Here is a 20,378-nt window from a genome sequence, read left to right on the forward strand (position 1 = left end):
TGCCGCCTCCCCAGACGGACGAAGGGCCCCGGCACGAACATGTGCCGGGGCCCTTCGCTTCCTTGGAGTGTTACGTCAGCCGCCGCTCACTCGGCAGCCGCGCCTTGGTGAAGAGCAGCGCCCCGATCGCGGCCAGGACCGGCACGGCCACCACCATGATCGCGAAGCTGGTCCACGGCAGTTCCCACGTGTAGAGGACCTGGAACGGGTACTGGTTCATCAAGCTCCGGTTGAGGGCCTGGCGGATGAGCGCGTACCCGATCACCCCCGCCACCGTGCCGAGCGCGGAGCCGAACAGGGCGATCATGATGGTCTGCCACATCGCGAACCGTTTGCGCAGCCCCGGAGCGGCGCCGACCGCGCCGAGCGTGGTCATGTCCTTCCGCTGCTCGGCGATGATGAGCCCGGTCGACACGGCCGTCGACCCGAGCGTGATCAGCGCGCACAGCCCGGCCACGGCGAGCATCATGTAGAACGACGTCAGGTCGGTGTAGTCGGTCACCCGGAAGTTCGCCGAGATGTCGCCGTCCGCGATCTCGGCGTTCAGGTCCGACGAGATCGCTTCGCGGACCGCGCTGTCGACCACGGTCGAGGTCGAGACGAGATACTGCCGGCTCCAGAGGGATTCGGTCATGCCGAGCCGCTCGGCCGCGCCCGGGCTGAGCAGCACCTTGCTGTAGCCCAGCAGGTTCTCGTCGACCACGATCGCGGGCAGCTCGATCTCGGTCGCCTCCGATTCGGTCTCCTCGCCGGTCTCCTCGTCCCAGGATTCGATCCGCTGCTCGAAGACCACAGTGCCCTCGTCGGTGAGCGACAGCGCGTCCGAGATCAGGACGCCGCCGTCCTCGAGGAGCGCCACCGCCGCATCGAGCTCATCGCCTTCGAGCTCGCTGTAGGCGGCGACCACATCGGGGTCGGCGGACGTCGGCACCTCGTAGAAGCCGTACCCGTCCCCCGTCTCGTTGCAGTTGGGGTCCTCCCGGGCCGCGGCCACCGCCGCCAGCATCTGCTCCTCGGTATGCGTCTCCGTCTCCCAGAACGAGCACCTGTTCTCGGCGGGCCTGGTCATCGCCACGCTGCAGTAGGAATTCTCGGGATCGACGTCCTCCCTGCCGCAGGTCGCATCGGTTTCAGAGATCTGGATCTTCGTGATCTCCAGCTCGTCGAGGTGCTTGCCGAGCCTCGCCTCCGACTCCGCCAGCCCCTCCTCCCAAGCGGGATCGCCGATCGGCATCCCGGTCTCCGGGTCGTAATCCTCGCTGTCGTTCCACATGGTCAGCGTGAGCGCCCCCTGCGGCAGCAGGTGCTCCTTCAGCGCCTCGCCGCGCACGTTGTTGGCGGCGATGGTCATGCTGAAGGCCATGCCTCCCGCTACGACGCCGAGGACCGCCGCGATCGCCGGGGCGGCCGAGCCTCGGTTGCGTCCGGCCTCCCGCAGCGCCATGCGCGGCGCGAGCGGCATCCAGCGGCCGAGCTTCGCGGTGAGCGCGAGCAGCGCCGGCGTGCAGGCCACCAGGCCCAGCTGGAGCAGGACGATCGCGCCCGCCATGAGCGGCATGCTCCAGATCGTGATGCCCGCGAAGCCCGCGACCATGCCCCCGCCGACCATGACCAGCCCGATCAGCAGCCAGAGCTTCGAGCCCTTGCGGCCCGGCGTGCGTCCCATGAGGGCCGCGACGACGTTGATGCGAGAGGCGCTGATCGCGGCCGCGAGCGCCGAGAGCAGACCGGTGACGATCGCGGCGGCGACGAGCACCCCCTGGAGCCACGGCAGCACCTGCAGCCCGGGCGTGCGGTAGCCGACGATCTGTTCGAGCAGCGGCCGTCCGGCCGCGACCACGCCTATGCCCAGGAGCACCGCGACGACGGCCGCGATGACGCCGAACAGGACGCCGCCGGCCAGGACGATCGTCCTGATCTGCTTCGGGGTCGCGCCGGTGGCGCTCATGAGCGCGAACTCGCGGGTGCGCCGCCGGGCGCTGATGGCGAACGCGGGCCCCGCCAGGAGGATGACCTCCATGACCACGACCACCACGAGGAGGACGTAGAGCGTGAGCGTCGCCTCGTCGAAGTAGGTCACGGAGTACCCGTACTCGGCGGGGATCGTCGAGGGTCGGTCGATCAGCGAGGTCGCCCACACCGTCATCCCGGCCTCGTTGAGCGCCAGCGCGTCCTCATACGTGAACGGTTCGGGAGTGTCCACCAGCCACCCGCTGGCCTCGGTCGGGAAGAACGAGGCGATCGCATAGCGGCCGTTGATGTCCCAGGGGATCTCGATGATCCCGCTGACCTCGAACTCCTCGTCCGCGCCGCCATGGACCATCGTGATCGAGTCGCCGACGCCGACCTCCAGGTACGAGGCCGCGTCCTCGCTGAGGACCACCTCGTCGCGGATCGGCGCCGACCCGTCGAGGTAGGTGAATCCCGCGGCCTCGTAGTTCGGGTCGGTCAGGTCGTAGCCGAGGACGTCGATGTCGCCGATGCCGTCGGGGGTCTCGACCTGCGCCCGCTGCTCGCTCCCGTTCCAGAAGCTGTACGGGGTGATCCGAGAACCCAGCGGCAACTCGGCGAGCACGCCCATCTCGGTGATCGTCCCCGGCTCGCCGTCGTCCTCGGTCATCTCGCTTTCCCACCACGGGTACTGGCTGTCCCAGGTGAACTGAGTGAGCGGCTCCCCGGGATTGTCCGCGGAGATGTAGGCGTCGTTCTCGCCGAGGTACTGGATCGCGGTCTCCTCAGGAGACAGCGTGGCCGTGTCGTATGCGGAGGCGCCGATCGCGACGCCGAGCAGCGGCAGCCCCAGCAGCGTGATCGAGAGGACCGACCGTCCCTTGTATCGCAGCGCTTCGCGGCGCGCGATCCTGAAAGCGAGTCGTTGGCTCGCCACCAGTCTCCCCACCTCAGGAACCTGCGCCTTCGAGCAGGCTGTCGGCCCCGGCCAGCGGCGCGGAGGAGTCGACGATCTTGCCGTCGCGCAGGAACACCACGCGGTCGGCCCAGCCCGCGTGGCGGGCGTCGTGGGTGACCAGCAGGCCGGCCGCGCCCGCGTCGCAGCGGCGGCGCAGCAGCTTCAGCACCTCCTCGCCGGTGTGCGAGTCGAGCGCGCCGGTCGGCTCGTCGGCGAGCACCAGCCGCCGCTCGCCGATGAGGGCCCGCGCGATGGCGACGCGCTGCGCCTGCCCACCCGAGATCTCGTCGGGGAACCTGTCGGCCTGCTTGACGTCGAGCCCGACCTCCTCCAGCGCGGCGAGCGCCAGTTTGCGGGCCTTGCCCGCGGAGAGCCCGTCCAGTTCCAGCGGCAGCGCCGCGTTCTCGGCGGCCGTCAGGCTCGGCACCAGGTTGTAGTCCTGGAACACGTAGCCGACGCTGCGCCGCCGCAGCGCCGCGAGCCGCTTCTTGTTGAGCGAGGCGAGGACGGTGCCCTCCACGAGCACTTCGCCCGAGGTGGGGGCGTCGAGTCCCCCGGCGAGGTTGAGCAGCGTCGACTTCCCGGACCCCGAGGGCCCCATGATGGCGACGAGTTCACCGGCCTCGATCGTGAGGTCGGCGTCGACGAGGGCGTGGACGAGGTTCTCGCCGGTGCCGTGGGTGCGGCTCACGCCTTGCAGGTGCAGAACGGTCATAGGGGGGTACCGCGTTCTCTCTCAGTTGGTTCGGGATCGGTTGAGTTCGGGCGTCGCTTCCGCCGGGTCGGGCTCGCCGACCGCGAAGGGGAACGGCGCGGGCAGCTCGGCCCGGGCCACGACGGCCTCGGTGTGATCGAGCCAGCGGATCTCCGCTTCGGCGCGGAAGATCATCGACTCAAGCACCAGCCGCCAGGCCAGTTCCGCGTGCTCCTCGGCGGATTTGAGCCGCGTGTACTCCTGCAGCAGGCGCAGGGTCGCCCCCCGCTGCCGCTGGATGACGTCGGTGACGTCCACGCCGGGCGTGGTCACCGCCAGCGCCAGTTTGATCGTGAGCTCGTCCCGGGGCCGGTCGGCGGCCTGCACCGGCGAGGCGAACCAGCCCGCCAGGTGGCGGCGGCCGGTGTCGGTGATCCGGTACGGGCGCTGGCCGGAGTCGTTCTCCGGGAGGGCCTCGACGAGCTCGTCGCGTTCGAGCCGGTTGAGGGTGGTGTAGACCTGTCCGATGTTGAGCGGCCAGGTGTTCCCCGTGGCGCTCTCGAACGCGGCCCGCAGCTGGTAGCCGTATGCGGGTCCCCGTTCGAGCAGCGCGAGGAGGCTGTGTTTGACACTCATGTGCGACCTCGTATTGCTACTGGATCTCTCCAAGTGGAGAGATACCGAGTATGGCATAACTGGTATGCAGCATGGGGGCGCAGGGCACGGCGGAAAGGTGAACGGAGCCGGAACTACTCGGGCCGGCCGGGCCAGGGGTCGGCGGCGGGCCGGCCGAGCGCGAGCCGCCAGCGTGCCAGCGTCACCGCGGACTCGCCGTACATGCGCAGGCAGATCTCCCGCTCGTTCGGCTCGGACGAGGCCACGCCCGCCCGCCACGCGGTGGTCACGTCGGTCTCGACGGCGAGCAGCAGCTCTTGGGCCGCCGCGGCGTCGCTGATCGGCTCGATGTCATAGCCCGCCAAGGAAGGGGCCGCCTCGAGCTGGTGCTCGTCGTAGAAGTCGAGCAGCGCGTCGCGCCTCGAACGGTGCTCGGCCTCGAGCTCTTCGGCGATCCAGCGGGGGTCGCCGTCCAGGTGCACGGCGGCGGCGCTGTAGGCGTAGATCGCCGCGTATTCGGCGGCGAGGCCGGTGTCCACTGCGGTCATGTGAGCACCGCCGCGTGGGCGGCGCGGCAGGCCGCGATCTCGCCGAGTACCACGGCGTAGTCCGAATCAGTGGTGAGGCAGGCGTCGCCCGCCTCCCGGCTGCCCGAGGATTCGGCCTCGGCGAGTGCGGCGGGGTCCGCCGGGAGCTCGCCGGTCTCGTCGGCGACCACATTGGGCCGCAGGAGTCGCTCCAATGTGGCGGCGTGGGTCAGGTGGTCTTCGGCGAAGTCGCCGAATCCCAGTGCCTCGGCGGCCGCGGCCAGTGTGCGCGCGGTGTGGAGCGCGGCGGTGAGGTCCGCGTCTGACGTGATGATGTGCGCCGTCTCCCGGGTGCATCCGGCGGCCGTGAGAACGGCCGCCCCGACCAGGAGTCCGCGTCGGGTCGTGAACACCCACCCAGTTTCCCAGGCCGCCTTTCCATTCTGTCCCCGGGCGGTTAATCTCGGCCGAACAGGCATCTTGGAGGGGAAGTGCGCATGGGTTCTGAGCGGCAAGCCGAGGTAGAGGCGGTCCTGGCCCCGGCCGTGGCCAAGGTCGGGTTCGACCTGGAGGGGCTGCAGGTCACCAAGGCCGGTCGGCGGGTGCTCGTCCGCGTCCTCGTCGACAAGGACGGCGGGATCAGCCTGGACGATGTGGCGGTTGTCTCGAAAGCCTGCTCGAAGGCCCTGGACGAGTCGGACTCCACGGGCGGGCCCTTCGCCGACACCCCCTATACCCTGGAAGTGTCCTCGCCAGGCGTGGACCGTCCGCTGACCGAGCCTCGGCACTGGCGGCGTAATATTGGGCGCTTGGTAGCCGTGCACATCGGGGAGGAGCCCGTCACCGGGCGCGTCACGGCCGCCAGCGAGCGGGGGATTGAACTAGAAGCCGACGGCGTGCGCCGCTCGGCTACCTATGCCGAGCTGGGGCCCGGCAAGGTGCAGATCGAGCTGAGATGAGCGTCTGCTCGAAGACGCGGCTCGCACGCCTTGAACGGCCGCGGTGAGGACAACTCAAGACTTAAGGAGTACGGGTGCATATCGACCTGGCCGCGCTGCGGTCGCTGGAACGCGAGCGCGACATCCCTTTCGAGACCATCCTCGGCGCTATCGAATCGGCGCTGCTGACCGCCTACAAGCACACCCCCGGGGCCGATGAGCGCGCGCGAGTAGTGGTGAACCGTGACAGCGGTATCGCCAATGTCCTGGTGCCGGTGCTGAACGAAGAGGACGAAGTCGTCTCGGAGCGCGACGACACCCCCGAGGGTTTCGGCCGCATCGCCGCCCAGACCGCGAAGCAGGTCATCCTGCAGCGGCTGCGCGAGGCCGCCGACGAGGTCAACTACGGCGAGTACTCCGGCAAGGAGGGCGACATCGTCACCGGTGTCGTCCAGGCCCACGGAGAGCGCAACGAGCGCGGGATCGTCACTGTGGACCTCGGCAAGATCGAGGCCACCCTGCCCCTCAACGAGCAGGTCCCCGGTGAGAACTACGAGCACGGCAAGCGGATTCGCGCGATCGTCATCCAGGTGAACCGCACCGCCCGCGGCCCGCAGATCACGTTGTCGCGCACGCACCCCGCCCTGGTGAAGAAGCTGTTCGCGTTCGAGGTGCCCGAGATCGACGAGGGCGCGGTGGAGATTCCGGCCATCGCACGTGAGGCCGGTCACCGTTCCAAGATCGCGGTGCGCGCCACAACGAAGGACGTCAACGCGAAGGGCGCGTGCATCGGCCCGATGGGCTCGCGCGTGCGCGCCGTGATGAGCGAGCTCGGCGGCGAGAAGATCGACATCGTCGACTGGGACGCGGACCCCGCGCGCTTCGTCGCGAACGCCCTGTCCCCGGCGAAGACCCTGTCGGTGCGGGTGGTGGACGAGTCCACGCGCTCCACTGAGGTGATCGTCCCGGACTACCAGCTTTCGCTCGCGATCGGCCGCGAAGGCCAGAACGCCCGCCTCGCCGCGCGCCTCACGGGGTGGCGGATCGACATCAAGTCCGACGCGCATGTCTCCGGTGGCGCGAAGGAGGAGACCGGCCCGGCCGGTGGCGCTCGGCGCTCCGGGAGGTAGACTGATTAGCGGATCGCAACGTGACGCAGCGGTAGTCCGCACCTGTGTGGGATGCCGTAGACGCGCATCGGCCGCTGAGCTGCTGCGCGTCGTCGTTCAACGCTCTGAGGGCTCCCCGAACCGTTTGGTTCCGGACCCGCAGCGCCGCCTCAGCGGCCGCGGAGCACATGTGCACCACGACCTGAACTGCCTTGAACAGGCAGTTCGTAAGCGTGCGTTCGCCCGAGCCCTCAGAATCGAGGGAGCGGTAGACGTTGAAGCGGTGCGAACCCATGTCGAGTCGGAGTCGGCCGAGAGGCCGACTCCCGCACACGAAGCAGGTAGAGACCGAATGAAGACCACGCGATGAAGTTCTGCGAATGAACACGTTGCTAGTCGGTAGATAAGGTCGGCGGGCGCTGCCCGTACGACCTCGAATTGAGGAGTGCAGTGGCAGCAAAGCCCCGCGTACATGAACTTGCCAAGGAACTGGGCACGACGAGCAAGGAACTGCTCTCTCGCCTCGGTGACATGGGCGAGTTCGTGAAGTCAGCGTCGAGCACGGTCGAGGCGCCTGTCGCGCGTCGACTGCGGCAGGAATACGACGCCGCACAGGGCGCCCCGGCAGCGTCGGCCGGGAAGACGGAGTCCCCGACGCCCGAGCCCGCCAAGGCGGCGGCCCCCAAGGGCCCGCGCCCGGCGGCACCGAGCCCGTCCAAGATCATGCAGGCCAAGGTCGAGGCCAAGGACGCCAAGTCCGAGGCGAAGGCCGAAGCCGAAGCGAAGAAGGCCGTGAAGAAGGCCGCCCCGAAGCCGGGTGCGGCCGCGCCGAAGCCCGGGCCCAAGCCGGCCCCCGCGCCGGCCCCGGCCGAAGCCAAGCCCACGAGTGCCCGCGACATCGAGGTGGCCGCGGAGCAGAAGCGCGCCGAGGAACTGGTCAAGCGCCAGCAGGAGCAGGCCGAGGCCGCCAAACGCGCCGCCGCCGCTCCGAAGCCCGGCCCGAAGCCCGCTCCGGCCGCCCGTCCGGGCGGCCCGAAGCCGGGCCCCAAGAACCCGTTCGGCGTCGGCAACGCCGGTGCCAAGCCGCGTCCCGCTGCCGCTGACGGCGGCGGCGAGCGCCCGGGCGGTCCCCGTCCGAGCCCGCGCATGATGCCCCCGCGGCCGAACCCGGGCATGATGCCCGGTCGTCCCGCGGGCGGCGGTCGTGACGGCGGCGGACCCCGCGGGGCCCGCGGCGGCGGTCGCGGCGGACCCGGCGGCGGCGGTCGTCCCGGTGGCGGCGGCGGCGGTCGTCCGGGCGGTGGCGGCGGCAACTACCGCGGCACGTTCGGCGGAGCCGGTGGCGGTGCCGCCGGTGGCGCCGGTGGCGCGGGCGGTTCCGGTCCTTCGACCGGTGCGCCGGCCCCGTACCGCGGCGGCGGCGGTCGCGCAGGCGGCGGCGGCAAGGCCCGCGGCGGCGGTGCGGCCGGTGCGTTCGGTCGCGGCGGCCCCCGAGGCAAGAGCCGCAAGTCGCGTCGTCAGCGTCGCCAGGAGTTCGACAACCTCGCAGCGCCGAGGATGCAGTCGGGCGCTCCGCGCGGCAACGGCGAGACCATTCGCCTGGCCCGCGGCGCGTCGCTCTCCGACTTCGCCGACAAGATCGGCACCCTGCCGGGCACCCTCGTCCAAGAGCTGTTCGGCCTGGGCGAGATGGTGACCGCCACGCAGTCCGTGTCGGAGGAGACCTTCGAGCTCCTGGGCGCCCACCTCGACTGGGACATCAAGATCGTGTCCCCCGAGGAAGAGGACCGCGAGCTGCTCTCGCAGTTCGGCATCGACCTCGACGCCGAGGACAAGGACACGTTCGTCGCGCGTCCCCCGGTCGTCACGGTCATGGGTCACGTCGACCACGGTAAGACGAAGCTGCTGGACGCGATCCGCAGCTCCAACGTCGTGGCCGGCGAAGCGGGCGGCATCACCCAGCACATCGGCGCGTACCAGGTGCACGTCGAGCACGAGGGCGAAGACCGCGCGATCACCTTCATCGACACCCCGGGCCACGAGGCGTTCACTGCCATGCGTGCTCGCGGTGCGAACGTCACTGACATCGTGGTGCTCGTGGTCGCGGCCGACGACGGCGTCATGCCGCAGACGGTCGAGGCCCTGAACCACGCCAGCGCCGCGGGCGCTCCCGTCGTGGTGGCGGTCAACAAGACCGACCTCCCCGACGCGAACCCGGGCAAGGTCCGCCAGCAGCTGACCGAGTACGGCCTGGTCGCCGAGGAGTACGGCGGGCAGACCATGTTCGTCGACGTGGCCGCCAAGCCGCGCATCGGCATCGCGGAACTGCTCGAAGCGGTGCTGCTCACCGCCGACGCCTCGCTCGAACTGGAAGCGTCGGAGTCGGGCAACGCGCAGGGCATCGCGATCGAGGCGCACCTCGACAAGGGCCGCGGCCCGGTCGCGAGCGTCCTGGTCCAGAAGGGCACGCTGCGGGTCGGCGACTCGATCGTCGCCGGCGGCGCGCACGGCCGCGTCCGTGCGATGCACGACGCCGACGGCAACCGCGTCACCGAGGCGACCCCGTCGTTCCCGGTGCAGGTGCAGGGCCTCGCGTCCGTCCCGATGGCGGGCGACGTGTTCCTCGCCGCCGACGACGACCGCATGGTCCGCCAGATCGCCGAGCAGCGGCAGGCTCGCCGCCGCGCGGCGCAGCAGGCGTCCCGCGTCTCGCGCACCACGCTCGAGAACCTCATGGACAAGATCGCCGAAGGCGAGCGCACCACGCTCTCCCTCATCATCAAGGGCGACGGCGCCGGTTCGGTCGAGGCCCTCGAAGAGGCCTTGGTCGCGCTGGAGATCCCCGAGGAAGTGCACCTGCAGGTCATCCACCGCGGCGTCGGTCCGATCACCGAGAGCGACGTCAACCTCGCCGCGGCGGGCGACGGCGAGTCGGCGACGATCATCGCCTTCAACGTGCGGGCCGAGGGTCGCGTTCGCGACATGGCCGAGCGCGAAGGCGTGGACGTCCGGTACTACACGGTCATCTACCAGGCGATCGAGGAGATCGAGACCGCGCTCAAGGGCATGCTGAAGCCCGAGTACGAGGAAGTGGCGCTCGGTACCGCCGAGATCCGCGAGGTGTTCCGCTCCTCGAAGCTCGGCAACATCGCCGGTGCGCTGGTCACGAGCGGTTCGATCAAGCGCAACGCGAAGGTGCGCCTCATGCGCGACGGCAACGTCGTCATCGAGACGACCATCTCGTCGCTGCGCCGGTTCAAGGACGACGCGACCGAGGTCCGCGAGGGCTTCGAGTGCGGTTTCACCTTGAAGAACTACAACAACATCGAAGAGGGCGACATCATCGAAGCCTTCGAGATGCGCGAGAAGCCGCGCGCGTAAGTGCGGCTCCTCGAGACCGAGGCCGCAGCGCGGCTCGGCGAGGCCTTTCGGGGCTTCCGTCGGGCCGCGCTGTCGGCCGTCTACGGTCGCACAGCGATGGCCGCGGCCGACCGCGGCGACTACCGGGCGCTCCTCGCGCAGTGCGAGGACGACCGCCTCGGGGTGTGGACGCGCCTGTTCGTGATCGGTGTGCCGGTCCCCGCCGACGCCGCGTCGGCCGCTTTGGCGCCCTTCACCTTCGATGAGGCGCTCGACTGCGGCCTGATCGAGGCCCGGGATCGCGCCCGCCCCGCCGGCGAGGTCGCGGCGGGTTGGGGCGCCCAGTTCGACGGGGACCGGCTGCTGTTCTCGGACCAGCTCCCGAACACGACGGGCGGCCGCATGCGCGACCACGTGCTCGGCGTGGGCGGCGCCTCGAAGCTGCTCATGGACGCCACCCTCCGCGCCCCGGTCGGCAGCGCCCTCGACCTCGGCACCGGATGCGGCGTCCAAGCCCTGGCCCTGGTCGGCCACGCCGCAGCCGTGACCGCCACCGACCTGAGCGAACGCGCGGTGGCCTTCGCCGCGCTGAACGCCGTCGTCAACGGCATGGAAATCGAACTGCTGCAAGGCGACCTGCTCGCTCCCGTGGAGGGTCGCCGCTTCGACCTCGTGGTCGCGAACCCGCCGTTCGTGATCGCCACGCCCGGCTCGGGCTGGACCTACCGGGACGGGGGCCGCGAAGCCGACGGCATCGCCGCCGAGCTCGCCGGGGCCGCGGCGGATCTGCTGCACCCTGGCGGCACCATGCAGTTCCTCGCGAACTGGCTGCACGTCACGGGCGAGGACTGGTCCGAGCGCGTCGCGGGCTGGTTCCCGGACGAGGGCCTCCAGGTCTGGGTCGTGGAGCGCGAGCGCCTCGACCCGCTCGACTACGTGCGCACCTGGCAGCGCGACTCAGGCGAGACCCACGACGCCGAGCAGGCCGCGGCCTGGCTCGACTGGTTCGACCGGCGAGCCGTCGAAGGCGTGGGTTTCGGCTTCGTCAACGCCCGCCGGATCGAAGGCCCGACGACCGTGGTGTGCGAGACGGTCCGCCACTCGGTCGAGACGCCCTGGAGCGACCGCGTCGAGGACTGGTTCGCGGTGCGCGGCAGGGACCTCGAACCCGAGACGCTGTGGCGCGCGAAGCTCCGCGTGGCCGAGGGCGTGGTGCTCCGGCAGAGCGCCGCGATCGGCGAGGCAGGCTGGGACGTCGACCGCCAATGGCTACAGCAGGCGAACGGCATGCGCTACGCCGAGGAACTGGACCCGCTCGTCGTCGCGTTCCTGGGTGCCTGCAACGGCGGATCCGAAGTGCGCCTTCAGGTCCAGCTCCTCGCCGACACGTACGGCGCGGAGCCCGCGATGCTCTACGCGCAGCTGTACCCGTTCATCCGGCATCTCCTCGAACGAGGATTCCTGCACTAGCGGTGCCGGCTCGCATTCCCGCGTGTCCCTGCGACGGTGTTCGAACGCCCTCCGGCACCCCGTGGTCGAAGCCCGGCACGCCAAGGTCGGCGCAGCCTGAGGCCCGTCAGGACCGCAGGTAGGCGAGGACCGCTTTGACGCGGCGGTGGTGGTCGCCGTCCTCGCTGCTCAGTGTGAGCTTGGTGAAGATGTTGCGGATGTGCTTCTCGACCGCGCCGTCGGAGATGAAGAGCTTCTTGCCGATCGCCTTGTTGGAGTGGCCCTCGGCCATGAGGCCCAGGACCTCCTTCTCTCGCGGCGTGAGGGTCGCGACCGGGTCGTTCTTCCTGCGGCGCACCATGAGCTGGGAGACGACCTCGGGGTCGAAGACCGTGCCGCCCCCGGCGACGCGCTTGAGCGAGTCCATGAAGTCGTCGACGTCGATCACGCGGTCCTTCAACAGGTAGCCGACCGCGCCCCGGGCGTCCGCGAGGAGGTCGTCCGCGTAGGACACCTCCACGTACTGGCTCAGGATGAGCACCGGCGCGCCCGGCACGAGCTCCCGGGCGCGGGTCGCGGCCCGAAGACCCTCGTCGGTGAAGGACGGCGGCATCCGCACGTCCACCACCGAGACGTCGGGCCGGTGCTCGGCGACGGCCTCCACGAGGGCGTCGCCGTCGCCGACCTCGGCGACCACTTCGCAGCCGAACTCCGCCAAGAGCCTGACCAGCCCTGAGCGGATGAGCACTGCGTCATCGGCCACCACTACACGCACGGAACCTCCACGACGATCACGGTCGGACCGCCGTCGGGGGAGTCGATGGTCCACTGGCCCTCGACGGCTTTGACCCGGTCGGTGAGACCCGAGAGCCCGTGCCCCTTCGAGACGTGCGCGCCCCCGATCCCGTTGTCGCCGACCGAGAGCACCAGCCTATCTCCCCAGTCCTCGACCGCGATCGTCGCTTTGGTCGCCCGCGAGTGCTTCGCGATGTTGGTGAGGCACTCGGCGGTGACGAAGTAGACGGTGCTCTCGACGCTGGCCTTGTAGCGGCCGTTGAGGTTCGTCTCCAACTCGACCGGCACGAGCGAGCGCGCCGCGAGGGCCGCGAGTGCCGCGTCCAGGCCCCGGTCGGTGAGGATCGGCGGCGCGATGCCCCGCGAGAGCGAGCGGAGCTCGTCGATGGTCTCCCGGGTCTGCGCGATCGCGGCCTCCAGGGTCGCCTGCGCCGCTTCGGGGTTCGTGGCGAGCTGGCGCTTGACGCGGGCCAGCTCCATGCCCAGGCCCACGAGCCGCTGCTGCGGGCCGTCGTGGATGTCGCGCTCGATCCGGCGCAGCGCGTCGGCCTCGGCCGAAGTGGCCGCGTTCCGAGACTCCTCGAGCTGGTCGATCCGCTCGTGCAGGCCGCTGATGGAGGTGAGCATCCCCTTGGCGACGTAGCCCTGCGCCAGCGCCAGACCGCGCAGCACCGGGATGAGCGTGAGCGCCATGATCACGCCGCCGATCACGGCCAGGACCGACCGGGCCCCGTACGACGCCCCCCAGCCGAGCCATTCGGTCGCGTAGTGGAGACCGTCGTCGCTGTCGCCGCCGACCGCGGCCTCGATGATCCAGTTGTAGAAGGGGTAGAGCAGGGTCGCGGCGGTCACCGACCACCACACGATCGCGACCACGAAGCCCACGATCGCGATCGGCAGGGCCGCGACGGCCCACAGCACGTTGAGCCACGACTGCCCGTCGGTGAGCACGGTCAGGTACCGGCGCAGCGCGGACGCGTCCTCGCGGGCGCGCTTGTAGCGAGGACGGGGCAGGTCACGCCGCAGCACCGAGGGGAGCATCGACCGGCCGGCGGCCGCCATGCCGCGCATCGCGAAGAGCGTGGCGGCGGCGATGGGCACGCCGATCCAGATGACGGCGGTGCCGACGCCGAGCACCGTGCCGGTGACGCCGATGATGAAGGCGGGCAAGGCGATGAAGAACATCGACAGCAGATAGCCGGTGTCGACTCCCAGTTGCCTCAGGGTTGTTCGCATGCGTCAACACTAGGAAGGCCGGGTCGCCACCGCGACCCGGCCGTCCTGCGTCTTCCTGGTAGGGACAGCCCTACCGCACGCGGCAGCGCTCCTAGCCGACACCGGCTCCCGGCCCGCGCGGCTCCCGCGTCGCGATCCCGGCCACGGAGTTCAGCAGGCTCATGATGCAGATCCCGATCACGAAGTTCAGACCGGCGGTCGCGATCTGCGATTCCAGATCGGCCACGACCGTGAACGGGATGAGCACGCCCACCGCGATCACCAGCAGCATGATCCAGATGAAGAAGCTCATCGGCCGTGGCATCAGCAGTAGCAGCATGTGCACGACCCCGGTTGCGAGGATCGCGGTCCCGAACGCACCGAACGCGTACGTCGTCGTGGTCGCGTCGCCGTACGCCCCCGCATCCGACGGCGAGAGGATGTGGATGCCGAAGACGCCGCGCACGAGCAGGATGCCCACCAGCGCGACCAGCGCGGCGACCACGGCCGTGCCGAACCCGCCGGCCCATAGCTTCGCGGCGTCGACCGACGGCCGCTGCGATCCCGGGTGCGCCTCGGCCCCCACCGGGTATTGCCTCGTCGGGTCGTGGTTCCCGGCCCAACCGCCTTGCGGTGCCGACATGGTTCCTCCTTCTCGGCGAAGCTCGCGAACCGCCCGAAACGGCTCGCTTCTCGGCCTCATGGTGGCAGTTACCCGTGATGGAGGTCGCGAAACCGTTGTTTTCCGGCAGCTGAAAAGATCTTGGGGATGTCAGGGGCGGCGCGTAATCTAGAGCGGTGTTCACCGGATGCGCAGAATTCGATCTCCTTCTCCCACCGGACTCCCGCTCACTGAAGGCCAAGCGCTCCTACGTGCGCCCGATCGTCGCCTCGCTGCGGAAGTACGAGGTGGCGGTGGCCGAAGTCGGCGACCAGGACGTCCACGGCCGCACCACCATCGGCGTCGCCGCCGTGGCGGGCGAGAACCGGCACGTGCAGGAGCTCCTGGACGCCTGCGAGCACCACATCGCGGGACGACCCGAAGTGGAACTCCTGAAGGTCCGGCGGCGCGTCTTCGGCCCAGAAGACGAATAGCGCCGGTCGAACAGCAGGACCAGTAGCGGCTCGCCCGAGAGGCGAGTCGCAGAGCGGCCCCGTCGGGGCCGATTCACGGCTCGCAAGCGTCGCCGAGGCGGTTCAGGGCCGTGAATGACTATGGCGCATCCGAATCGAGGTGCGCGTGAAGCGGAAGGCAGGAATGCGATGGCAGACGCGTCGAAGCGGGCCCAGGTGTCCAAGCGGGTCATGGAGCTCACCGCCCAGGCGGTGCGCAAGCTCAAGGACCCCCGGGTCGGCATGGTCACCATCACCGACGCACGCATGACCCCGGACCTTCGCGAAGCGACGGTCTTCTACACCGTCCTCGGCGACGACGAAGCGGTCAAGGCCTCCGCGGCCGGGCTCGAACGCGCCACCGGGCACCTCCGCACCACCGTCGGACGCGCCCTCGGGATGCGGCACACGCCGTCCCTCACCTTCGTGGCCGACACCGTCCCCGACCAGGCCAACCGCATCGAAGAGCTCCTCGCGAAGGCCGCCGCGGCCGATGCCGAGGTCCACAAGATCGCCGAAGGCGCCACCTACGCGGGCGACGAGAACCCGTACATAGAGAAGGACGAAGAGGAGGACTCGGAAGAGTCCACCCGGTGACCCCGGCCTCGCGGGACGTCGCACCGCGACCGGCCTCGTACCGGCGCATCGCGTCCCTCGCGATCCCGGCCCTGGTCGTGCTCGCCGCCGAGCCGATCTACCTCCTGATCGACACGGCCGTCGTCGGCCATCTCGGCGCCGTCCCGCTCGGCGGCCTCGCCCTCGGCGGCGTCATCATGGGCCTCGCGCCGTTCATCGGCGCGGTCCTCGCCTACGGCACCACCGCCCGGGCCTCCCGCCGATACGGCGCCGGAGACCGGCCCGGCGCGGTGGCCGAAGGCGTCCAGGGCACCTGGCTCGCGCTGGCCGCCGGCCTCGCCATGATCGTGGCCTTCCAGTTCCTCGCGGGCCCGGTCGCCGGACTCATGGGCGACGACCCGGCCGTCGAGACCGCGGCCGCCGAATGGCTGCGCGTCGCCGTCCTCGGCGCACCGTTCCTGCTCGTGGCCGGCGCCGGCCAGGGCTGGATGCGCGCGGTGCAGGACACCAAGCGCCCCATGTGGTTCGTGACCGCCTCCTTCCTGCTCTCGGCCGCTCTCGCGCCGATCCTCGTGTACCCGGTCGGACTCGGCCTCGTCGGCTCCGCCTGGGCCAACGCCGTCGCGCAGGCCACCTCCGGCGTGCTGTTCCTCCTCGCGCTGCGGCGCGAAGGCGTCCCGCTCCGCATCGACCGGGCGCTCATGTCGAAGCAGCTCGTCGCCAACGGCGACTTGATCATCCGCGGCATCGCCTTCCAGGTCAGCTCCTTCTCCGCCACCGCCGTGGCCGCCCGCGTCGGCACGGCCGCGCTCGGCGCCCACCAGATCGGCATGCAGCTGTGGTTCTTCGCGGCGCTGGCGCTCGACGCGGTGGCGATCGCGGGGCAGGCGCTCATCGGCGCCGACCTCGGCGCGGGCAGGCCCGCCGCCGCTCGGGCCTCGGCGAAGCGGTTGACCATCGTGGGCCTCGGCTACGGCGCGGTCTTCCTGCTCGTGATCCTCGCGCTGCTGCCGGTCCTCCCGGACCTGTTCACGGCCTCCGCGAGCGTTCACGACCAGCTCGGTCACATCTGGCCGTGGCTCGTGGTGCTGCTGCCGGTGGCGGGCGTGGTCTTCGCGCTCGACGGCGTGCTCATCGGCGCGGGGGACCTGCGGTTCATGCGGAACATGACCGTCATCTCGATCGCGAGCGGCCTGCCGTTCACGTGGCTCACGCTCGTCTTCGGGTGGGGCCTCACCGGCATCTGGGGCGGCATCGCCGTGTTCATGCTCGTGCGCCTCGGCATGATCCTCTGGCGGCTGCGTTCGGGTGACTGGGCCGTCACCGGCGCCGAGCGCGACTGAGAACTCTCATCCCACTATGTGAATTCTGCGCGAAACGTCGCCTGAACCTTCGTTAAGGTCTCGAGGATGAAGACTCTTTCATCGACTCGACGGAAGCGCCGTACCCGTCCCGATAGTTGGGACGAGGAGAAGGCGGAGGCTCTGCGCGCCCTTCAGGAATCGCTCGACCGGCACCAGTAGCCACCCGCGCGGCGGGCGCGGTCCGAGGCGCGGTTAGCCTCTACGACCGTGACCACAGTGCCGCCCAGATCCGCGAAACCCGCCCGCCCGGTCGAGCCGGGCCTCATCGTCGTCGACAAGCCGCAGGGCATCACCTCGCACGGCGTGGTGTCCCGGATGCGCCGCATCTGCGGCACCCGCAAAGTGGGGCACGGCGGCACCCTCGACCCGATGGCGACCGGCGTGCTCATCATCGCGGTCGGCAAGGCCACCAAGCTGCTGACGTACGTGTCCGGCCTGGGCAAGTCCTACGCTGCGACGATCCGGCTCGGGCAGGCCACGGTCACCGACGACGCCGAAGGCGAGGTGACCGCGAGCGCCGACGCCTCGGCGGTGGCGGACGCCGCGGTCCGCGAGGGTCTCGCGGCGATGACCGGCGAGATCGACCAGGTGCCGAGTGCGGTGAGCGCGGTCAAGATCGACGGCCAGCGCGCCTACAAGCGCGTGCGCGAGGGCGAGACGGTCGCATTGAAGGCCCGGCGGGTCACGATCGCTTCGATCGAGGTCGAGGCGATCCGGCGCGAGGGCGCGTTCGTGGACGTGGACGTGGACGTCTCCTGTTCTTCGGGCACCTATATCCGCGCGATCGCGCGGGACCTCGGCGATGCGCTCGGCGTGGGCGGCCACTTGACCGCTTTGCGGCGCACCAGGATCGGTGGTTTCGGGATCGATAGTGCCGCTACTTTGGAAGCGCTGGCGGAGCGGTCCGAGGCGGGCGGGCCGCTGGGCACGCTCGCGATGGGCGAGGCGGCCGCGCGGCTGATGCCGACGCGCACGGCGACCGAAGCGGAGGCGAAGGCGCTGTCGTACGGCAAGCCGCTCGACGCGGCCGGCATCGAGGGACGCTACGCGGTCCTCGATGAGGGCGGCGCGCTGCTCGCGGTCATGGTCGAGCAGGGCGACAAGGCGAAGCCCGAGACGGTCTTCGCCGCCGCGAGCTGAGACCGTGTGGGTCGCGCGGGTCGTGCTGCGCGACCCGGCGGCGCAGGACCGCGGGGCGGCCGTGCGTGCCCCTCCCCGCCGCATCCGCCTCAAGCGAGGGACGACGCTCCCGCACGGGTCTGACATCGCAGTGTCCTCGCAGTTCGATGACACTGTGGCGGGTCTGGTCAGACCAGTCTCGGCGAGGCCGCTTCGCTGCGGAAGGCGATCGGGGTCATGCCGGTTCGCTGGGCGAAGAACTTGTTGAAGTTGGTGGCGCTGCTGAACCCCAGCCGTTCGCCGATGCGGGCCGCCGGGATCGGGGAGCACGCGAGCATTCGCTTGGCCTCCAGGATGACCCGGCGGTCGATGAACTCCTTCGCCGGAATCCCGGCCGCCGCGAGCGTCGCTCGCGAGAGGGTCCTGGGGGAGTAGGCGAGCGCCTCCGCGTAATCGCTGAGCCGCCGCGAGTTCGCGAAGTCCCGTTCCACCGCATCGCGAAACGCCAGGTACACCTCGCTCGGGTCCGGCCCGGCCTGCGGCGCGGGCAGGCTCGCGACCCGCAGAACCAGCACCGCGAGCAGATGCCGCAGCACCTGCAGCCGGGTGTCGTACGGCAGTCGGTCGGCCGAGTGCTCCCACTGCAACTGCGTGGTCGCGGCGCGCAGCAGCGCGTGGTCGTCGTTCTGGGGAACGCGCACCACCGGCGCGTGCGGGTCGTCGACGCACACCCCGATCGCGGTGTCAGGGTCCAGGAACCCGGTGGCGAAGCGGATGACGGTGCCCTCGGCCTGTTCGAGGCCGCCCCACTGCTGCACCTGTCCCGGCCGCGCCCACAGCCACTGACCCGGGGCGAGGGCGTGCTCGGTGAAGTCGACCGAATGCCGCATCGATCCCGAGGTCAGGGTGAGCAGGCAGTGCCGGTCGGACCGGAAGGGACGCGCCAGAGCGGGAGCGTCGCCGCTCGAGCGCAGGCGCGCGAGCGTCAGGATCTCGATCAAGGGGCCGTCGTGCGGGGCCGGCTCCGGGGCGGGCGCGAAAAAGCGGCCCGTTATGTCGTCTTGTCGCGTATTCACCAGCATCGACGGCAAGTTTATCCCTTTTATCGTGGTTCCACAGTGTGTCTCGATCATAGGGGCGAAACCGCCCGGGAAACTTGTTTAAATTTGAAGTAGTGTAGTGCCCATGGCTGAAACCAAGACTGTTGACTTCTGGTTCGACCCCGCCTGCCCCTGGGCGTGGATGACCTCCCGCTGGATCCTCGAGGCCGCGAAGCTCCGTCCGATCCACGTCCGCTGGAACGTGATGAGCCTCTGGGTGCTCAACGAGCCGAAGCTGGACGAGCTCCCCGAGTTCTACCAGGACCTCTTGCCGAAGACCGTCCCGGCGGTGCGCGTAGCGACGGCCGTGGCCCAGCAGTACGACAACGAGACCCTGGGGCGCCTCTACACCGCCCTCGGCAACCGCATCCACCTCGGCGGTGAGAAGGACTCCGAGGTCTACATCCCCGCCGCGCTCGAGGCCGCCGGCCTGCCTCTCGAGCTGGCCGAGGCCGGCAAGACCGAGGAATGGGACGAGGCGCTCAAGGCCTCGCACCACCGGGGGATCGGCCTCGTCGGCACCGACGTCGGCACGCCGGTCGTGGCGGTCCAGAACGACGAGGGCGTGCAGGTCGGCCTCTTCGGGCCCGTGGTCACCCCCGCCCCGATGGGCGAGGCGGCCGCGAAGCTCTGGGACGGCGTCTACGCCGTGGCCACCACGCCGGGCTTCTACGAGCTCAAGCGCTCGCGCACCGACGGCCCGAACTTCGACAACCTCACCGCCGACCTCTAGGCGGAACGAACGCCGACGCCCGCAACGCGAATGCGTTGCGGGCGTCGGCGTGCCCGGACGCGATCGGGCCCCGCGCGATGCGCGGGGCCCGAATCGGAACGTCTCGCCGGTCTAGCCGACCTGGGACAGCCAGGACTGCTCGGTGCCGCCCGCCGCCTGCCTGTAGGGCCGCAGTTCGCGGTCCCACTCGAGGCCGAGCAACTGGTCCAGCCCGTTGCGCAGCGCCTCGGCGCTGGTCGTGGTCGCGAGCAGCGCGCGGATGCGGTCCTCGGCGATCATGATCTCGCCGCCGGCGCTCATCGCCGCGCGGTAGATCCCCCGGCCGGGAACGTGCATGATCCGCTCGCCGTCGACGCCGGCGCTCGGGTCCTCGGTGATCTCGAAGCGCAGCATCGGCCACTGCGCGAGGGCCTTCGCGAACTCGGCGCCCATGCCGGCGTAGCCGGTCCAGGAGCGCTCGGCGCGCATGGTGCCGCGCTCGGCGTTCTGCGGGTTCCAGCCCAGCTTCACGCCCTGTCCCGCGGTGGAACCGGAGCGTTCCAGGACACGGCCGATCGCCCACTCGACATGCGGGCACACCGCAGACGGGCTGGAGTGGATGTAGATCACGCCGCGTGTCTGCATCGCGCACCTCCTTGGGAATCGGCGTCTCTGAGTACTGGCTCACTCCTTGTGGTCATTTCGCTACGACTAAAAGTCGTGCAACGAGCATCGGCCGGGATGAGAGTGGGATGAACTCGAACCCGGCACGCTATTTCGCTCA

At 70.3% G+C, this 20,378-nt stretch carries 20 protein-coding genes; 10 read left to right on the forward strand and 10 right to left on the reverse strand.

Translation table 11 applies throughout. The features are described from left to right. Window positions 1-70: 70 nt before the first annotated feature. From JHY01_RS21145 to JHY01_RS21165, 5 genes are all read right to left on the reverse strand, one after another. Complete coding sequence (locus JHY01_RS21145; RefSeq protein ID WP_205327681.1) at window positions 71-2,887, reverse strand: ABC transporter permease; 2,817 nt, start codon at window positions 2,885-2,887, stop codon at window positions 71-73. A 13-nt stretch (window positions 2,888-2,900) separates the two neighbouring features. Further along, on the reverse strand, window positions 2,901-3,623 hold the full coding sequence (locus JHY01_RS21150; protein WP_205327682.1) for an ABC transporter ATP-binding protein: 723 nt from the start codon (window positions 3,621-3,623) through the stop codon (window positions 2,901-2,903). 21 nt (window positions 3,624-3,644) lie between these two features. Then, the gene (locus JHY01_RS21155) at window positions 3,645-4,238 is read right to left on the reverse strand and encodes a PadR family transcriptional regulator (RefSeq protein WP_205327683.1); all 594 of its coding nucleotides are present in this window, start codon (window positions 4,236-4,238) and stop codon (window positions 3,645-3,647) included. Between the two features lie 113 nt (window positions 4,239-4,351). Further along, window positions 4,352-4,765, reverse strand: coding sequence for a DUF4439 domain-containing protein (locus JHY01_RS21160; RefSeq protein WP_205327684.1), 414 nt, complete (start codon window positions 4,763-4,765; stop codon window positions 4,352-4,354). After that, entirely contained in the window at window positions 4,762-5,157 is a 396-nt protein-coding gene (locus JHY01_RS21165) for a hypothetical protein (protein WP_205327685.1), read from the reverse strand. The genes JHY01_RS21160 and JHY01_RS21165 overlap by 4 nt, the downstream gene beginning before the upstream one ends. 84 nt (window positions 5,158-5,241) lie before the next feature. On the opposite strand from JHY01_RS21165, the gene rimP reads away from it, so the two are divergent. The 5 genes from rimP to JHY01_RS21190 all read left to right on the forward strand — a co-directional run bounded on the left by rimP (window position 5,242) and on the right by JHY01_RS21190 (window position 11,621). Further along, window positions 5,242-5,703 (forward strand): ribosome maturation factor RimP, encoded by a 462-nt coding sequence (gene rimP, locus JHY01_RS21170; protein ID WP_205327686.1) that lies wholly within the window; start codon window positions 5,242-5,244, stop codon window positions 5,701-5,703. 74 nt (window positions 5,704-5,777) lie between these two features. After that, window positions 5,778-6,812 carry a transcription termination factor NusA gene (gene nusA, locus JHY01_RS21175; protein ID WP_205327687.1) on the forward strand — a complete coding sequence of 345 codons (1,035 nt, stop codon included), beginning with the start codon at window positions 5,778-5,780 and terminating at the stop codon, window positions 6,810-6,812. 1 nt (window position 6,813) lies between these two features. Then, window positions 6,814-7,161: a YlxR family protein gene (locus JHY01_RS21180; protein ID WP_374199564.1), complete on the forward strand. Its 348-nt coding sequence runs from the start codon at window positions 6,814-6,816 to the stop codon at window positions 7,159-7,161. An 80-nt stretch (window positions 7,162-7,241) separates the two neighbouring features. Next, on the forward strand, window positions 7,242-10,172 hold the full coding sequence (gene infB / locus JHY01_RS21185) for a translation initiation factor IF-2 (protein WP_205327688.1): 2,931 nt from the start codon (window positions 7,242-7,244) through the stop codon (window positions 10,170-10,172). Then, window positions 10,173-11,621: a methyltransferase gene (locus JHY01_RS21190; protein WP_205327689.1), complete on the forward strand. Its 1,449-nt coding sequence runs from the start codon at window positions 10,173-10,175 to the stop codon at window positions 11,619-11,621. Window positions 11,622-11,727: 106 nt separating this feature from the next. Here the strand turns inward: JHY01_RS21190 and JHY01_RS21195 are convergent, their stop codons facing one another. The 3 genes from JHY01_RS21195 to JHY01_RS21205 form a co-directional block, all read right to left on the reverse strand. Continuing rightward, entirely contained in the window at window positions 11,728-12,375 is a 648-nt protein-coding gene (locus JHY01_RS21195) for a response regulator transcription factor (RefSeq protein ID WP_205327690.1), read from the reverse strand. Further along, window positions 12,366-13,631, reverse strand: coding sequence for a sensor histidine kinase (locus JHY01_RS21200; protein ID WP_205327691.1), 1,266 nt, complete (start codon window positions 13,629-13,631; stop codon window positions 12,366-12,368). The genes JHY01_RS21195 and JHY01_RS21200 overlap by 10 nt, the downstream gene beginning before the upstream one ends. Before the next feature lie 91 nt (window positions 13,632-13,722). Next, on the reverse strand, window positions 13,723-14,253 hold the full coding sequence (locus tag JHY01_RS21205; protein ID WP_205327692.1) for a DUF6069 family protein: 531 nt from the start codon (window positions 14,251-14,253) through the stop codon (window positions 13,723-13,725). A gap of 155 nt (window positions 14,254-14,408) precedes the next feature. Here JHY01_RS21205 and JHY01_RS21210 point away from each other — a divergent pair, with 155 nt between their 5' ends. The 4 genes from JHY01_RS21210 (at window position 14,409) to truB (ending at window position 17,803) form a co-directional block, all read left to right on the forward strand. Beyond that, a complete protein-coding gene (locus JHY01_RS21210) occupies window positions 14,409-14,705 on the forward strand; it encodes a DUF503 domain-containing protein (protein WP_205327693.1) in 297 nt (98 codons plus the stop codon). A gap of 168 nt (window positions 14,706-14,873) precedes the next feature. Further along, complete coding sequence (gene rbfA, locus JHY01_RS21215; protein ID WP_205327694.1) at window positions 14,874-15,320, forward strand: 30S ribosome-binding factor RbfA; 447 nt, start codon at window positions 14,874-14,876, stop codon at window positions 15,318-15,320. Continuing rightward, the gene (locus JHY01_RS21220; protein WP_205327695.1) at window positions 15,317-16,642 is read left to right on the forward strand and encodes an MATE family efflux transporter; all 1,326 of its coding nucleotides are present in this window, start codon (window positions 15,317-15,319) and stop codon (window positions 16,640-16,642) included. Before rbfA ends, JHY01_RS21220 begins: the two co-directional genes overlap by 4 nt. A gap of 228 nt (window positions 16,643-16,870) precedes the next feature. Then, a complete protein-coding gene (truB, locus tag JHY01_RS21225; RefSeq protein WP_307814515.1) occupies window positions 16,871-17,803 on the forward strand; it encodes a tRNA pseudouridine(55) synthase TruB in 933 nt (310 codons plus the stop codon). Window positions 17,804-17,970: 167 nt separating this feature from the next. Here truB and JHY01_RS21230 read toward each other — a convergent pair whose 3' ends face one another. Continuing rightward, window positions 17,971-18,783: a helix-turn-helix domain-containing protein gene (locus tag JHY01_RS21230; protein WP_205327696.1), complete on the reverse strand. Its 813-nt coding sequence runs from the start codon at window positions 18,781-18,783 to the stop codon at window positions 17,971-17,973. Window positions 18,784-18,967: 184 nt separating this feature from the next. On the opposite strand from JHY01_RS21230, the gene JHY01_RS21235 reads away from it, so the two are divergent. Then, window positions 18,968-19,615: a disulfide bond formation protein DsbA gene (locus JHY01_RS21235; RefSeq protein ID WP_205327697.1), complete on the forward strand. Its 648-nt coding sequence runs from the start codon at window positions 18,968-18,970 to the stop codon at window positions 19,613-19,615. A gap of 111 nt (window positions 19,616-19,726) precedes the next feature. Here JHY01_RS21235 and JHY01_RS21240 read toward each other — a convergent pair whose 3' ends face one another. Beyond that, window positions 19,727-20,239 (reverse strand): DUF3145 domain-containing protein, encoded by a 513-nt coding sequence (locus tag JHY01_RS21240; protein ID WP_205327698.1) that lies wholly within the window; start codon window positions 20,237-20,239, stop codon window positions 19,727-19,729. Window positions 20,240-20,378 lie beyond the last annotated feature (139 nt).

It is taken from the genome of Glycomyces sp. YM15, assembly GCF_016918015.1.
GTDB lineage: Bacteria > Actinomycetota > Actinomycetes > Mycobacteriales > Micromonosporaceae > Glycomyces.

What these genes read in the sequence shown, in the direction of transcription:
- rbfA (WP_205327694.1), top strand. Translation starts at nt 14,874, where the DNA reads ATGGCAGACGCGTCGAAGCGGGCCCAGGTGTCCAAGCGGGTCATGGAG.
- JHY01_RS21150 (WP_205327682.1), bottom strand. Translation starts at nt 3,623, where the DNA reads ATGACCGTTCTGCACCTGCAAGGCGTGAGCCGCACCCACGGCACCGGC.
- JHY01_RS21205 (WP_205327692.1), bottom strand. Translation starts at nt 14,253, where the DNA reads ATGTCGGCACCGCAAGGCGGTTGGGCCGGGAACCACGACCCGACGAGG.
- JHY01_RS21235 (WP_205327697.1), top strand. Translation starts at nt 18,968, where the DNA reads ATGGCTGAAACCAAGACTGTTGACTTCTGGTTCGACCCCGCCTGCCCC.
- rimP (WP_205327686.1), top strand. Translation starts at nt 5,242, where the DNA reads ATGGGTTCTGAGCGGCAAGCCGAGGTAGAGGCGGTCCTGGCCCCGGCC.
- JHY01_RS21200 (WP_205327691.1), bottom strand. Translation starts at nt 13,631, where the DNA reads ATGCGAACAACCCTGAGGCAACTGGGAGTCGACACCGGCTATCTGCTG.
- JHY01_RS21240 (WP_205327698.1), bottom strand. Translation starts at nt 20,239, where the DNA reads ATGCAGACACGCGGCGTGATCTACATCCACTCCAGCCCGTCTGCGGTG.
- JHY01_RS21155 (WP_205327683.1), bottom strand. Translation starts at nt 4,238, where the DNA reads ATGAGTGTCAAACACAGCCTCCTCGCGCTGCTCGAACGGGGACCCGCA.
- JHY01_RS21160 (WP_205327684.1), bottom strand. Translation starts at nt 4,765, where the DNA reads ATGACCGCAGTGGACACCGGCCTCGCCGCCGAATACGCGGCGATCTAC.